Source organism: Halonotius aquaticus, assembly GCF_003605575.1.
GTDB lineage: Archaea > Halobacteriota > Halobacteria > Halobacteriales > Haloferacaceae > Halonotius > Halonotius aquaticus.
Genome location: NZ_QKNY01000003.1, coordinates 187103 through 201566 on the forward strand (window position 1 = coordinate 187103; position 14464 = coordinate 201566).

Genomic DNA, 14464 nt, shown 5'->3' on the forward strand with positions numbered 1-14464 from the left:
GAGCAAGCGGCTATTCTGCGTCGGCGTTAGTTTCAGTGTTCGACGTGTAGTCAGCGACGATCTCGTCTAAGGCGTCGTGGTGCTGCGTGGAGTGTGGCGCGGTCAGCGGCGAGACACTGATCTCGCCGTCGGCGACCGCCCGGCGGTCGGTGCCGACCGGGTCGTCGACGCTGTCGCCACGCATGACATCCCAGATGCCATCCTTGAGTTCGATCTCGCGGCCCCCGTTCTGTTCAGCACCCATCTCATACCGCATCGAGGGACGGGTGACCCGCATCGGGATCGAGCCGGTGACGCCAGCGTTGTCGCGGAAGGGAACGTTCACGTTGAGGTAGTCGGCAACGTCGAAAACGTCGCTCGTCGTGGCTTGGTCGACGAGATAGGTCGTCGCATCGCGTGCGGTGGTGAAATCATCCGGCTCCGTCGCCAGCGACGCCCAGTCGTCGCCACCTTCGATATACATCGACACAGAGATCGCGGGGACGCCGAAGAACGCCGCTTCGACGGCCGCACTAACGGTGCCAGAGCGTCCCAAGACGTAGGCCCCGAGGTTCCCACCTTTGTTGCAGCCCGAAACAACGAGATCAACGTCGGGACAGATCGAGCCGAGCCCGGCGATCACACAGTCGACCGGGGTGCCATGAATCGCATACCCGTACTCGTGGTCGGCGAACTCGACTACCTCCGAGACCGTTCGACCGACCGCGCTCTGGTCGTCAGCCGGCGCGACGGCGACAACGTCGCCCACCGCAGAGAGTCCCTCGTAGAGCGCCCGGAACCCGACGCTGTCGATCCCGTCGTCGTTGGTCAACAGAATTCGCGGCGCGTCCATACATCCCGTCACAGCGGCAGCACGAAAAACACTCGGGCGGGGCGAGAGCCACGACACACGCGGTCACAACGACAACCACAACACACACAACGTGGGCGGCCAACGATGAGACATGGGACTCGGAAGCACCGCCAAGAAGATCCAAACGGTGGCTGACACCGCCGAGAAGATGTATCGCCGACTCAACGCCCTCCGCAAGGAGGTCGAATCAACCAAACGGACAGTCGAGGACACCGGCGGCCGAGTCCAGTCGCTCGAAGCCGAGATCGCCGAACAGCGCGTGATTCTGGAAGCTATCGGCGAGGAACTCGACGTCGATATCGAAGGCGCTGTCGACGAGGCCGATCTCGATGGCGACAGCGAGGCGACGACAGACGATAGCGAAGAGATTCCGGTCGAAGAGTCTGATGACGACGATGACCCGGTTGACTCGATTGCTGCCGACGGCGACGGCAGCGACGACGCCGAGACGAGCCAATAAGCGACGGCTGACTTGTCCAGATTCGACGCTGCCGAATTACTCAGCCAGCAACCGTTGGTGTTCGACTTTCATACATCGATCTTGAACCGTTGTGAGCCCAGCAGCCTCGGCGTCGGCAAGGGCTTCGTCGTTGGTGATGCCGAGTTGGAGCCAGATGGCCTCGATATCGCCCGCAGCGTCATGACGGGCAAGCGTCTCCTCTACGATACCGGCGACCTCTTCGCTCGGCCGGAACACGTTGACGAGATCGACCGCCGCGTCGACGTCGCTGAGTGAATCGACAGCCGGTTGACCGAGGACGGTGTCGGCATAGGGATTGACCGGATGGATCTCATAGCCCTGGCGCTGGAGATAGGCGGGGATCTCGTGGGCGGCCTTCCCGGTGGTCGTCGAACAGCCGACGACAGCAACTGAATCGAGGTGGAGCACGTCGCTGAGCGCGTCATCGTCAGTGACTGGCATACAGGAACTACGACGTCCCGCGACAAAGAGTCACCGGCGGTGGCGTCGACAGCAACTCAGCCAACGACGACCATCGCTCGCCCGACCACGAACGCCGCGGTCGCAAGGAACATACCACGTTTGAGCCACCGCTGGCTCACGGTCGGATCGCGGAACGAGTAGAGTGCGGCCCACAGCATGACTGCATCAGCAGGGGCGACCACAAGTAGATAGCTCAATCCGAAGGTGTCGTCAAGATACGGGAGCACGCTCGCGGCGACAGCAACCACGAGCACGGCGACGCCGGCCCACAGCGCGGGGGTTCGGCCGACAACAATCGGAAACGTTCGCAGCCCCTCCTGTCGGTCGCCAGCGATGTCCTCCACGTCCTTGACAATCTCTCGGGTGAGCGTGGCGACTGCGGCCAGCAGGAACAACACGCCCGCGCCAAGGGGGTCGCCGAGAGCCGCGCCACCGAAGAGAAACGCACTGCCGGTAAGATAGGCAACAAGCGCGTTGCCGACGAGTGGGCGGCCTTTGAACCACTCAGTGTAGGCGACGAGCGCGAGGAGATTGACGACAGCGATCCCGATGGCGACCAGCGGGAGCGTCAGCGCGGCGACGGTGGCGACCGCGAACAACCCGATACTGACCGCGAGCGCACCGCGGGCGGTGATCGCACCACGTGGGATCGGCCGGTCGGGTTGGTTGACGGCGTCGATATCGCGGTCGAAGTAGTCGTTGATCGCGTTGCCGCCGCCGGTCGCGGCGACGGTGGCGATGACTGCTGCGGTGATGGCAGCCGGCGCTGCAGCGACGCCGCCGCTGACGAACGCGCCGGTAAAGGTGAGCACGCCGGCGGCGACCGCATTGCCGGGGCGGGTGAGTTCGACCGCCGCTCGGAGCGGAGGCGACAACGACGCCATACGCTCCGGTGGTCGGTGATGGTGAATAAATGAGGTGGTTCCGGGAGCCGTGTGATCGACTGGCCCACGATAGCGAGACCGACGCCCTTATTATTCGAGCATCGGAAGAACGCAGTGCGGGCGCTTAGCTCAGCTTGGACAGAGTGCTTGGCTTCGGACCAAGTTGTCGCGGGTTCAAATCCTGCAGCGCCCATTCGTTTTCGGAATGAACCAAATCTATGATGTGCTCGGTTTTATTTCACTATGTTTTAGATTCGCCATATATCGTTCCTGACCAGGTGAGCAGAGAGTACGATACCGACCGATTGATTTGCTGAATACAGCCTCTGTATCGGTCACCCGGGATTTGTCAACTACCAGATTAAATGATCCGCCAGTGCTGGATACACGGTGCTTATCTGGCAATTACCCTTGATGGCTTTGCTTCCAATAATAACCACCATGTGAAAGGCCAGTCTTTCCGCTATTCTTTTCGCACTGTTTCGACTGATTCTTTAATCATATCACTGGTGACCTCGACAGTGTCACTATCAGTGTCTGGCCCTGAGAGCCTGTAATCGTACACGTGATACGAGCCATACACGTTTGATACTTCAAGAGTGGTGCCAACCGGATGCGACCCCACAGATTCAGTGAGTGTGACACGCCGTGTTACCATGGTCAAAAGATCGACTTTGCGCAACTTATGCAAATTGCATGGTGGATACCGATACTTATGCAAGAGAGGTAGCCAGTGAAATTTGAGGTTCGTTTTTACTGGATTTTGCTACCACGAATGCAACCGCTTTACCTGTAGGCTGTCACGAAGAACCGGCTAGATGGATACTCTCAATCACCCTATGCACCCCCTCAGACAGCCATATATAATCGTCTTGGTCAGACAAGCAGATAGATCATATGTCCTGTCTGAGTAATGACCCCATGGATGGTGTTCTAAACGAGGCATCAAACACAGTCCACAAACAAGAGGTAGGCAAACAAACACTCGAAAGTCCCTGTGGAGCAACGAATAACCTCTCAAAAGACCAACTCAGTCAGGCCACCATTGATCAACTTGTCTCAACAACGACGACAAAATGTGGCCGATGTTTTGAGGATAGTGGTGGGTATTAGCTGACGAACTCGATGCATCACGTCCGACGATCTCCCGCCGGCTTAATCCGTTTGAATCAACGGGGCTGATCGAGAGTACTGTTGCACTATCTGCGACGGCCACCATCGGAAACGATTTCACGCCGTCGTAGATAGTGCAACTCCCACGTTCAACAGCGGTGGAATTGAGATTTCGGCTGTAAGCTAACTGTACGTCCTCATCGTTTGTAGCCGACAGGGGTTCACGTACAACCTGTGACGATAGGCAGAGCCAGACAATGTAGATATGAGGTTACCACTGCTGGAATCAATCACTTTCGACTTCGAAACTATCGTCAGCAACCCTGATCGTGGCGTTATCGATTTGCGGCTGATGGTTGCACCTGGAGTGGAGATAAAAACGTTTCAGAGAGTATTTATCATTTCTAACGTAACAAGTCTGTGTGAGTTCCAATATCTTTCTGGCACGATCCACACCCACGGATTTCGATGCGACGGTTCGCTCAGCAGTCGAGACCGATGAATACCCAGAGCTGCCTGAACAGATTGCTGAACTGGAGTCAGTACGTTTCTTCGGGGCCCCGGAAAGTAGGGCCGATACCTTCGAAAAAATGACCGCGGGTGATCTGGTTGCATTCCATCAGGATGGCGAATACGTCGGCGTTGGCCGGATCAAAACCACCTTCGAGGACGACAACGAGTGGGCTACGACGACAGTGTGGGATGATACATCCACGCCACTAATCTACACAGTAGCGGATTTCATTCCGGTCGCCGTTCCCACAACAGCAGTCCATCGGATCTTCGGCTATGCGGACGGCTATTCGCCACCAGCATTGATGCGTGTGGCTGCAAACCGTGTTACCAACCGATCGGAAGCAATCAAACAGGCCCTCAAACAATATACTGCCAAATATAGCTAACCAACTATTTGCCCCTGTTTGACCTCATTGTTAGGTAGCTTAGGCAGGGATTGATCACTTACCCCACGCCTCACATATTGTAGGAACGGATTCAACAAGTGTTTGGAGGTGATCTCCATTCTCGGTTACTCTTAGCGCTCCATTCGTTTCTTCGGCAAACTGCTGGGCATTCTCGATTGGGACGTTTGTATCATTGTCGCCATGCCAGATGACTATCGGGACATCGAGTGCGCTGAACTCAATTTCCCACTCTGTTGCTGTATTCCGGAATTCAGTGACCACACCCTGTCGTGAGTTCGCAACTGCTTCGAGGAAATCCGCCTTGACGACTGCCGCCACCTGCTCATCAATTGGGGTGTCAGGATCGGCACCTCGATACTGCGATACGACAAACGAGGGATCACGTCGGTTTGCCATCCAAGCCTGTCCTCGAAAGAGGCCACGAAGCACTGTCGGAGTGTGTGTAGCAAGCATTCCGAGAGCCCGCTGCATCGCAGGCGTAGCGTCACTGGCTGCTGGTGGGGTTGCTCCGGAGACGATGTCGACCCTTGCAACTCGATCATCATCGGTAGCCGCGGTGGCAATCGCATGTTGACTGCCCCCTGAGAAGGCAAGCAGGGCCGTTGTCTCAATCTCAGCATCGTCAAGGACAGTCGTAACATACCTCCCCGCGTCGGTGATCGATCGCGTTGGACACGGATCTGACTGGCCAAACCCCGGTCGATCAAATGTGAGCAGTCGGACACCGGCTGTTGCCGCAATGTCGTCAAACAGTGCCCCTAACAATCGAGAGCCAGGCGTACCGTGGAACAACACAATCGGGTTCCCCTCCGGATCGCCGTACTCGCCATAGGCGATGGTATCGCCATTCTCGAGTGTGATCGTCGACGGGTCAACAACGGCTGGTTTGTTAGCGACTTCTTCTGGAACCATTGGCGGAGACGAACGCTATCTAGCTGTCAGCAGCGGCAGTCTGGTCTTCGCCCGTTGAGAATTCTTCAAGCTCTGTAGCGTTACTTCGTCGTTTGAGACCGTACGCTACGGTGAGTACCACAGCAATGATACCGGCAATGTACTTCTTGTTGAGCGTCATAGGCAGTTCAAATTTTGTTGTAAACCCTCTTGAAACGTTACTCCGTGTTTCTGGCCGTGCAACGCTGATCTGCTCTCAGTTACACTGGTGGAGTCGCCTTTATATACCTCGCTGCGGGACGGTGTATAATGTTGCCCCCGACAGACACTGACTAAATCAAACCACCAACCTATTGCACTACTGCCACACATCAATATACCTGAACGGTCTCTATGAGGCGATGGGCTCGATTGCGGCTGCCGCCCATGCCAACGGCGAAACCATCGATGAGAACATTCGCCCGGAAGATAATCTCAACGTGCAACACGGGTTCGATATCTTTCGTAGATCGAATGTTCTGCTCGATTGTGGTCTGTGAGAGCCCACCACCGGGTTCTGCTTCTGAACGGTGTGACACCACCAGAGTCGACGTGGCTGGCAGCGGTTCTTGAACGGATGAGGCGGAATACAGCTCCGCCCAGGGTGAATTATGGCAACACGTCGACTCTACAAGCCTGGTACCACAGGGTAGGTATAAAACGTGGAGAGTCTGTTTCTCACACAGAAATTGGCCTCATTGCAGCATGTAAATATGGGTGAAAACGTGACCGTCCTCTCACAAGATACCTCACTTGGTGAGAATATCAACGTCGATTCAAGAGGTGATTTATATTAAAACGGTAGCTGAGCTAGATTTCAACGCGACTTATTTTCCGATGCTGCCATCCACGACGGATGATCGACTGCAGTCCTTCCAATATCCGAAAACTGAACTCGTTGAGTTATTTCCCGAGGCCCTGATCGGTAGCGTACTGTTCGAGTTGAACGCAGCTCACGGACGACGCCTTCTGTTGTCACAAACAGTGTCATTGAGGCGTTTGAACGAATTCCGGTATCGTTCAATGCGGCCGAAAGTCGGTACAATTCAGCCTCATCTCTTGAGACAGTATCCACGGTCACATTTTCATGCGTTGTTAGTTCGTACAATAAGGGCCGATGGAGGGCTGAGTTCAACCGAACTGAGGAATTGAGCAAGTCTACAACACGGATGTTACTCCCATTAGTTGTCGTTCTCCGCTCAACCGTCGTGGTTCCGTTACGGTATGTTTCCACCGTTGGGATCACCGCGTACTGTTGGGGTGCAGCCCCTGACACTGTCGTAGTTTGGACTGAATACCCTCGGATTGAGGAACCCCTATTAATTTGCCACGTTCGGTTTGTTGTCACAGCAAATTCAGGGTCGGTACCCCGCATTGTACGCGTTGCTGTGACAGTAAATGAGGTTGATTCAAGCGCTTCAGTATGGGCTTCGATTAGGGCTGTCGTGTCGGTGACACCCTCATCTGTGATCCCAGGTGGAGTTGGTGAACCAGACGAACCGACACAGCCAGCGACGAGGAGACAAACTATCAATACGGCTCCCAATCGGTGAGGACTCATGCCGCGATCACCGGCGGGAAGCCATAGACGAAATAGTATATTTCAGCGATCCCTGAAACGGCGAGTAAGCCACCAGACAAACGATATATCGTGTTGGTGTGTTTGCTAAGTTTGGAGACAACGGATGCACTGCCGAGTGCGGACGCGACTGTCAGGATGATCAACACAACACTCATCCCGAGTGCGTAAGCGAGTGCCAATCCGAGTCCAAATGACGGGCCAGCTGCGATGCCTTTGAGTATAATTGCGATGAAAAGCGGTGCAGTACACCCCGCGGCGGCCGCCGCATACAACACACCAAAAACGAAGAACCCACCAACGGAGCGGCGACGTTCCGGAAGCTGAACCAGCGATCGATCGATTTTCCAGCCGAGTGCCATCGCACCGCCACCGAGGATGAATATTGTTCCGACGACGACCTCAAGCACTGCGATATCAGCGAGGGCCGCAGCACCGAGCGTGATCGTCGTTCCGGCCAACGCCACATAGACCATTGTCATCCCGAGTGCCGCCGCTAAACTGACAATTCCAGCACGGAGAAGCGGGCTGCTCAGACGGGAGACGAATGTAGCATCCGGAGACTCGCCATCGCCCACGGTTGCCGATGCGGTATCGCTGAGAAAATACGACAGATATCCAGGCAGCAGCGGAAACGCACAGGGAGCGAAGAACGTCGCTGTCCCTGCTGAGAAGGATAGTGACAGTAGCGAGAGTGTATTCGGTGTCGTCATGTGTTTTCGATTAACGGGGCGATTTGTTCGTTCAAATTCTTGAAACTCCTAGCAAGGATACCATGTCCGTCATCTGTGACTTCAGTCCCATCTCGATCGAACAATAGATTAGTTGGGTAGCTGTTGGCGTTCCATTTGTCAGTAGCTTTTAATGAAGGATCATTGACAACAGACCATGTACCATCGTGTTTCTCCCAAAAGCCTGTAATGAGTTCTTCATCTACCTCCGGTGTTATTGACACCATATGGAGGGTATCCGGATCGTATTCGCTTCGGAGACGACGAAAGACCGGCATCTCCTCAATACAGGGCTTACACCAGGTAGCGAAGAAGTTCAACAACGTTACTGTGTTGTCGGGAACCAACACGACCTCGCCGGACGGGAACTCACCTGTCGTGACGACTGACGGGAGTGATATGTTCGCTTCTGTGCTTTGATTTTTACCGAGTGCGCTGCAGCCAGCACTGCCGACAGCGAGTGTTGTACCAACCGTCGCGAGCACTGACCGTCGATTAGGTTGTAATTGGGAGTTGGTCATGAGTCTGGGGTCGTAATTGTGCGTAATGCAATCCATTGAGCTGGCGGTGGGGTGTCAACCGGAAGGGCCCGCGACGGAACGGGCCTGAATGGGGAATGTAGCGAACATGAGCGCGGCCAAATCAGAGGGTTTGCTCGATAGATTTGTAGCCGTCAGTCGATTTGAGCCGAAGTTCCAGCCTCATACTCGTTGGAGCGTACACAGTCATCTCGGTTCCTTTAGCGGAATACCACGTCCCAACCTCATCGATGAGCTCCGCCTCAAGGAGATTAGTGAGATGATATTGCACATTCTGGAGGGAAGTATCCACCCGATCAGCCAATTCTGAGGTTGTCGCGGGCTTAGTCGCCAACGACGTGAGAATCTTTCTGGCTTTCTCACAGGCCAACGTCTCGAGGATGGCTGTTGCTCCGTCGTCTTCCAGAAAGAAAGCTGACTCAGATTGAGGATTGTGTTCGATGGAGGGCCGAAGTGGGAGTGGGGTGGACATAATTTTGGAGGCCGGTGGTATGTGTGGAACAGGTTATTTTGTTTGTTCGGCTCGTATCGAACAAACGATCCAAACAATTTAATGCTTTCGATCCGTGGTGATTTCTAATGCCCGTAAATCAATTATATCCCGCCGTACATCCCGCTACCCACTGATCATGGATGACGAAATAGCCGTTGTCAAAGAAGATGTGATCGAATCAATGGAACGATCAGCGGAGGTCTATGGTCTCAGTCGGAGCGCTGGTCGTGTCTATGGTGTGCTGTATTTTGCTGACGATCCGGTTTCAATCCCCGAACTCGTTGAGGAAACGGGCTATGCGAAATCCACCATCAGTAACATCACACGCAAATTAACCCGCATAGGGATGATCCACCGCCGATCCTCCGAAGGAGGCGGTCGACGTGTTCGGTTTGCCCCAGAAACCGACCTCTGGTTTGTTATTCAAGATGTCTTCACCCAGTACGTAGACCGGGAAATGGAGATGACACAACGAACACTGCAACAAGCACTTGACGACTTGGCAGAACGTGATATAGACGCTGTGGAACAAGATCGTGAGCGAATTGCTGAGTTAGCAGACACGTATGAGCAACTCCAAACGCTTCTTTCGGTTGCAATGGATAATTCGGCGGAAGACGTGATTGCTGCGATTGAGCAGTCTGATCTCGATTAGAGTTCCTGTCGGAGTGAGTCGTTACCAAGAAACGGTATACGTACAGGTGTCTCCGCCTGATCGCCGACACTCATCTCCTCGTTCCTCAACAAATACGAACGACTCAACAGGTGCATTTTGCTGAGCGACTGCCCGAACCAGTCCCCGGTCGTAGGGACATGGATAAGGGGTTCTGCTTGTTACCTTCGCTGTTTGCTCATCAACTCGCTCAAACTGATAGGAACCGATGTCATCACCACGATGGTTCAGTTGATAGGCTTCGTTTATCGCAGCAAGGTGTTCTTCAACGGTGGCAGGTTCGGACGGCCAGTCAGCGACATCAGGGATTTGTTCCCCCAGTCGATCCAGAATATGTGGTTCTGTTTCTTCGGCGAGTATTTCAAACGCGTTCAACCACGCTTGTTGGGGATACCACTCATCCGATGATGGCTCAACCACACCGTTTTCTGCCAATGCGTCACGTGCCAATTGCTGGTACTCCGCCGAGAACCGTGCCAATGCATCGTCGATCACAGTGCGGATGGTCTGCCCGTGAACATCAACACCATCATCGAATGCGTCGTACTCGGCCATTAGAAAGGCTCACTTCTGGTTGAATAAAAATCCTTGACCTGTCGAGCGTCTCCGTCGGGGTATCTGATTGCATCGATGACTGGTGTGGAGGCGTGTGGGGATGGGTTGTCGTCGTTATATAATGACAGCGGCTCATTGCATCGATTTCCCGGTGGGATCGTCATCAGTCATCGATTCGCAGAACTGTCGGAGGAACGTCTTGCGGTCGGTTCGGCCGGCCCCAGCCGTCATGAGGATTTCTTCCAATCCCTTCCTGTTTTGATGACAGTGCTGACGATGACACGGTTTACAGAGATACTCGAAGTCTTTGCCGTCGCGGTTCCACCGGTCGCCGTATTTATCGTATTCACGGGTTTTCTCTCGGGTGACTGTCTCGCCGCAGGCAATACAGGTCACCTTCCCATCGGAAGTATTCCTCCCCAGCGTGAGTGTAGTCATTGTTAGCGATCCACCTCCCCCATAATCGTATCGAGGCTTCCAAGCGTTGCAATCAGATCAGGAAGTTGTCCGCCAGTCGCCATTTCTGGAAGGGCCTGTAGATTCGAGAATGAGGGGCCGCGAATCTTGAACCGTGCTGGCGTTTCGGTGCCGTCAGCACGAATGTAGATCCCCAACTCGCCTTTTGCGGCCTCTACAGCCCGATAGATTTCGGTATCATCATCTGGCTTGATTGTGCGGGGCACGTTCGACTGGACGGTACGATCATCTTCGGGCCAGTCTTCGAGTAGATCAATACACTGTGCGATGATCTTTGCTGACTCTTCGACTTCCCGCAGCCGCACGAGAAAGCGAGAATAATTGTCACCGTCAGGCTCGGTGATTACATTCCAGTCAAGTTCGTCATAGTAACCATACGGATCATCGCGTCGGAGATCATAATCGATGCCTGAGCCACGGGCGACGGGGCCGGTGACACCATTGTCTTTGGCTGTTTCAGCCGGCAATACACCGGTATCGATCGTTCGTGTCTGGATGATCTCATTGCCTGTCGTCAAAGTATGAATGTCTTGTAGTCGGTCTGGAAGCCCATCTAAGAATTCACGCACCAACTCAAAAAACGCCTCACGTGGGTCTGGAAGATCCCAGACCACTCCACCAAGGCGGAAATAGTTAAACATGAGCCGTTGCCCCGTGAGTTCTTCTAAGATTTCTTGGACACGCTCGCGTTCTTGAATCGCATACATGAACGTGGCTGTGAAGTCACCGGAGACATCGAGGGCGTACGCCCCGATCGCCAACATGTGAGCCAGAATCCGGCTCAACTCCGCCGACATCGTCCTGATAATTTTTGCATAGTCGGGCACCGAAATGTCAGCGAGATCCTCAGCAACGCGAGCGTAGGCGTATTCATTAAGCAAGCCGCCACCGCTCCAGTCCCATCGATCTGGATACGGCATGATTTGGTAGCGATAGGTTCCCTGTTCGCACATCTGTTCTTCACAGCGGTGAATATACCCGATATCAGGGTCGACACCTGCAACTGTCTCACCGTCGAGCGTGACCTTGAGATGCATCACCCCATGGGTAGCCGGGTGATGTGGGCCGATATTCAGAAACATCGTGTCACCAGCCGTGTCGGTTTGCTGCTGTGCTATCGCTCCATGGATATCACCGTCCTGTTCACGCAGTGGGACAATCTGTGGCTGATCCTGATCGAACGCTGCTGAGAGAGGATGGCCTTGCCAGGTTTCTGGGAGAAGTATTCGTCGGAGGTTTGGATGCTCTTCATACTCAATGCCGACGAGATCGTAGGCCTCTCGCTCATGCCAGTCGGCCGTACGAAATACGCTCGCTCCGGAGACTGATCTTGGCTTGTCTCGGCTGACTGGAACAACGACACTAGCTTCACGAGTTGGATCGTCGTACGATCGAAGATGGTAGATTGTCTCGTAGCGGTCGGTGTACTCTTGGGCCGTCACACAAGCTAAGTGATCAAACTCTCCGTCCGTCTTGAGTGCAGAAAGTGCGGCTGGGAGGTTAGGTGGCGCAACACGACCGGCTGGGGCGTTACTGTGATCTTCATATGCGGTGATGAACTCTGATGCTGGTTCGAGAACGCTTGGACAGGCAACTGACCCATCGGGTTCAGAGAGTTGGTCGGGCATAGGTAAGCACTAGGACTGGGTTGACCCAACGTTTCTGCCGGATAGAGCCGGATGTTTTTATCTCCCCCTTCAAAGCAATCGATATGAAGTACCTCCAACTGACGCTACGATTTCCGTCGGGGGTCATGCATCCAATGCATCGATTCATCGATGAATCTGATGCAATTGATCGGGATGTACTCGTCCACGGACAAACAGTTGGCAAACAGGACACATTCTTATTTTACGTAGAAGGCCAACGAGAGCCGTATGAAAATGCGCTTCGAGCAGCAGACCAAATCACTGACTTTGAAATCACTGATGTCGATGCTGAAGGATTCTATTGTTTTCTCACGCAGACACGCAACACAATTGACGAGGCCATTTTTGAAACGTTTTATCGGACGGGCGTAATCGTTACGCCACCAATCGAGTTTCTCCCAGATGGAATCGCGAAGGTCACTGTTATCGGGAAACCGGACGCCTTGCAGTCCACGATCGATGATATTCCAACCGCAATTGAAGCGACGATAGATCGTATCGGGGAGTACAATTGGGATCAAGCGTTGTTCGACCCAGGGTTGACGGATCGACAACAACAGGTGGTGGAAGCGGCTGTCAATTCCGGCTACTATTCGGTGCCTCGAGAGAACGGTATCGAAGCGGTCGCTGAAAATCTTGATTGTTCGACAAGTACTGCAGGAGAACATCTCCGGAAGGCTGAATCACGGTTGGCACAGGAATATATGGGACTGACTGACGAATTTGGTGAGTCACATCCAAGTCATTGATATTATTCCACGGCTTCTCTCATCGCACCCTTCGGTACCGCTTCAGGAGCGAGACCAGCTTGCCAGTGGGCCACTCAATTGAAGCAGTGTTTTAGTCACCCTGACATTGAAATTTCATATATCATATATTTTCTTATGAGCGTACTGACCGACTGACCGACGTTGATGTAATGGACTTCGAGTGTTCCCTTGGCTGGGTGGGTTTCGATTGTTGGGTCGCCGGCGGCTTCGGTATCGCTAGCCGTTGGATCGCCCGGAACAGCACCGCCACAGCCAGCGAGAAATATGAGCCCAACCACAAGCAGAATCTGCCCTCGACTGCCGATCCAAGCATACCTGAATCTGGGTTGCCGCAGTGTTAAGTCTGTGTCACAACAGAACTGTGATGTCCAATCGCCACGAACTGTGACCAATGGTTAGAGTTTGGTGGTATACATGACTCACGACCGCATCCATGCCCAGAAACCAGACCACCACATCGAACGCTGGTCGGTTGGGACTATTGACACAATTGAACAGCGGGATGGCCACTGTGTCGTTACTGTCAGTACTGAAGACGACGAGCTCGTTGAACTAGTTGTCACTCTGGCGGTTCGCGATCTCTTTGTTCGCCGGTTGGAACTTGCGGAAGGTGCGTCTCCAGAGGGTGAGCGTGTCTGGTTCCGCAAACACGGCGGGTGAGAAGGCAGCCCAGATGAACAGCTTACCGACCCTCGCGTGCGATTGATACACTTGGATGCCCTCCTATACGCAATGGCTGTGTTATCTGAGGTTGACCGGCGAAAGATCGACGATGGAGACGACACATCATTCTATGCTTCTCCGCGGTATGTTACCCACGCCAGCGAAACGTTTCTCAACCGACTAACCAAGCTGTACGACCGCATTCTCACCCCGGGTGATAGGATGTTTGACGCAATGGGCAGTTGGGTCTCGCATTTACCAGAGACTGAGTTGGCTCACGTCGTTGGCCATGGGCTCAACGCTGAGGAGCTTAGAGCAAATGATCGCTACGATGAATGGTTCGTCCAGAACTTCAACGACGATCAGTCACTGCCGTTGGCCGACGACAGTTTTGATGTGGTCTGTTGTGCTCTCTCCGTCCAGTATCTCCAATATCCAGCAGCGATCTTCTCTGAATTCAACCGAGTGCTCGCCGACGATGGAACCGTCGTAGTCAGTTTCACTGATCGGATGTTTCCGACGAAAGCAGTCCGGGCGTGGCGTGCAGCAACGATGGACGAACGGGCTGAATTAGTAAGCTCTTACATGCAAGCTGGTGGGATGACCGTAACCGATCAGATCGCTCAAGACGACACTGAGAGTCCGTTCTATGCTGTCGTTGGCTCTTGTAGGTGAGCTCCCTATGGCTG

At 54.0% G+C, this 14464-nt stretch carries 17 protein-coding genes and 1 tRNA gene; 8 read left to right on the forward strand and 10 right to left on the reverse strand.

Annotation, left to right across the window (positions count from 1 at the left end; translation table 11 throughout):
- Positions 1-10: 10 nt before the first annotated feature.
- Entirely contained in the window at positions 11-832 is an 822-nt protein-coding gene (surE, locus tag DM826_RS01935; protein ID WP_120100796.1) for a 5'/3'-nucleotidase SurE, read from the reverse strand.
- A gap of 112 nt (positions 833-944) precedes the next feature.
- Here surE and DM826_RS01940 point away from each other — a divergent pair, with 112 nt between their 5' ends.
- Entirely contained in the window at positions 945-1313 is a 369-nt protein-coding gene (locus DM826_RS01940; protein ID WP_205738781.1) for a DUF5798 family protein, read from the forward strand.
- A 36-nt stretch (positions 1314-1349) separates the two neighbouring features.
- Here the strand turns inward: DM826_RS01940 and DM826_RS01945 are convergent, their stop codons facing one another.
- Together DM826_RS01945 and DM826_RS01950 are read right to left on the reverse strand one after the other, a co-directional pair.
- Positions 1350-1775, reverse strand: coding sequence for a CoA-binding protein (locus tag DM826_RS01945; RefSeq protein ID WP_120100798.1), 426 nt, complete (start codon positions 1773-1775; stop codon positions 1350-1352).
- 56 nt (positions 1776-1831) lie between these two features.
- On the reverse strand, positions 1832-2680 hold the full coding sequence (locus DM826_RS01950; protein ID WP_120100801.1) for a geranylgeranylglycerol-phosphate geranylgeranyltransferase: 849 nt from the start codon (positions 2678-2680) through the stop codon (positions 1832-1834).
- 118 nt (positions 2681-2798) lie between these two features.
- On the opposite strand from DM826_RS01950, the gene DM826_RS01955 reads away from it, so the two are divergent.
- Positions 2799-2873: transfer RNA gene (locus tag DM826_RS01955), tRNA-Arg, on the forward strand.
- A gap of 1342 nt (positions 2874-4215) precedes the next feature.
- Positions 4216-4695 carry a hypothetical protein gene (locus tag DM826_RS01965; RefSeq protein ID WP_120100806.1) on the forward strand — a complete coding sequence of 160 codons (480 nt, stop codon included), beginning with the start codon at positions 4216-4218 and terminating at the stop codon, positions 4693-4695.
- 54 nt (positions 4696-4749) lie between these two features.
- Here DM826_RS01965 and DM826_RS01970 read toward each other — a convergent pair whose 3' ends face one another.
- Positions 4750-5628 carry an alpha/beta fold hydrolase gene (locus DM826_RS01970; RefSeq protein WP_120100809.1) on the reverse strand — a complete coding sequence of 293 codons (879 nt, stop codon included), beginning with the start codon at positions 5626-5628 and terminating at the stop codon, positions 4750-4752.
- A gap of 380 nt (positions 5629-6008) precedes the next feature.
- On the opposite strand from DM826_RS01970, the gene DM826_RS13135 reads away from it, so the two are divergent.
- Positions 6009-6146 (forward strand): hypothetical protein, encoded by a 138-nt coding sequence (locus tag DM826_RS13135; protein ID WP_205738782.1) that lies wholly within the window; start codon positions 6009-6011, stop codon positions 6144-6146.
- A 1057-nt stretch (positions 6147-7203) separates the two neighbouring features.
- Here the strand turns inward: DM826_RS13135 and DM826_RS01975 are convergent.
- From DM826_RS01975 to DM826_RS01985, 3 genes are all read right to left on the reverse strand, one after another.
- Positions 7204-7938: a cytochrome c biogenesis CcdA family protein gene (locus DM826_RS01975; RefSeq protein ID WP_120100811.1), complete on the reverse strand. Its 735-nt coding sequence runs from the start codon at positions 7936-7938 to the stop codon at positions 7204-7206.
- Positions 7935-8477: a TlpA family protein disulfide reductase gene (locus DM826_RS01980; protein WP_165853225.1), complete on the reverse strand. Its 543-nt coding sequence runs from the start codon at positions 8475-8477 to the stop codon at positions 7935-7937. The genes DM826_RS01975 and DM826_RS01980 overlap by 4 nt, the downstream gene beginning before the upstream one ends.
- Positions 8478-8598: 121 nt before the next feature.
- On the reverse strand, positions 8599-8967 hold the full coding sequence (locus DM826_RS01985; RefSeq protein WP_120100816.1) for an ArsR/SmtB family transcription factor: 369 nt from the start codon (positions 8965-8967) through the stop codon (positions 8599-8601).
- A gap of 154 nt (positions 8968-9121) precedes the next feature.
- On the opposite strand from DM826_RS01985, the gene DM826_RS01990 reads away from it, so the two are divergent.
- A complete protein-coding gene (locus DM826_RS01990; protein WP_120100900.1) occupies positions 9122-9643 on the forward strand; it encodes a GbsR/MarR family transcriptional regulator in 522 nt (173 codons plus the stop codon).
- A gap of 21 nt (positions 9644-9664) precedes the next feature.
- Here DM826_RS01990 and DM826_RS01995 read toward each other — a convergent pair whose 3' ends face one another.
- From DM826_RS01995 to DM826_RS02005, 3 genes are all read right to left on the reverse strand, one after another.
- Entirely contained in the window at positions 9665-10216 is a 552-nt protein-coding gene (locus DM826_RS01995; protein ID WP_120100819.1) for a hypothetical protein, read from the reverse strand.
- A gap of 132 nt (positions 10217-10348) precedes the next feature.
- Complete coding sequence (locus tag DM826_RS02000) at positions 10349-10654, reverse strand: DUF7562 family protein (protein ID WP_120100821.1); 306 nt, start codon at positions 10652-10654, stop codon at positions 10349-10351.
- A gap of 2 nt (positions 10655-10656) precedes the next feature.
- Positions 10657-12321: an NADH-quinone oxidoreductase subunit D gene (locus DM826_RS02005; protein WP_120100823.1), complete on the reverse strand. Its 1665-nt coding sequence runs from the start codon at positions 12319-12321 to the stop codon at positions 10657-10659.
- An 83-nt stretch (positions 12322-12404) separates the two neighbouring features.
- On the opposite strand from DM826_RS02005, the gene DM826_RS02010 reads away from it, so the two are divergent.
- The 3 genes from DM826_RS02010 to DM826_RS02020 all read left to right on the forward strand — a co-directional run bounded on the left by DM826_RS02010 (position 12405) and on the right by DM826_RS02020 (position 14450).
- On the forward strand, positions 12405-13091 hold the full coding sequence (locus DM826_RS02010) for a helix-turn-helix domain-containing protein (protein ID WP_120100826.1): 687 nt from the start codon (positions 12405-12407) through the stop codon (positions 13089-13091).
- A gap of 435 nt (positions 13092-13526) precedes the next feature.
- On the forward strand, positions 13527-13772 hold the full coding sequence (locus DM826_RS02015; protein WP_120100829.1) for a DUF7861 family protein: 246 nt from the start codon (positions 13527-13529) through the stop codon (positions 13770-13772).
- Positions 13773-13844: 72 nt separating this feature from the next.
- Complete coding sequence (locus tag DM826_RS02020) at positions 13845-14450, forward strand: class I SAM-dependent methyltransferase (protein WP_120100832.1); 606 nt, start codon at positions 13845-13847, stop codon at positions 14448-14450.
- Positions 14451-14464 lie beyond the last annotated feature (14 nt).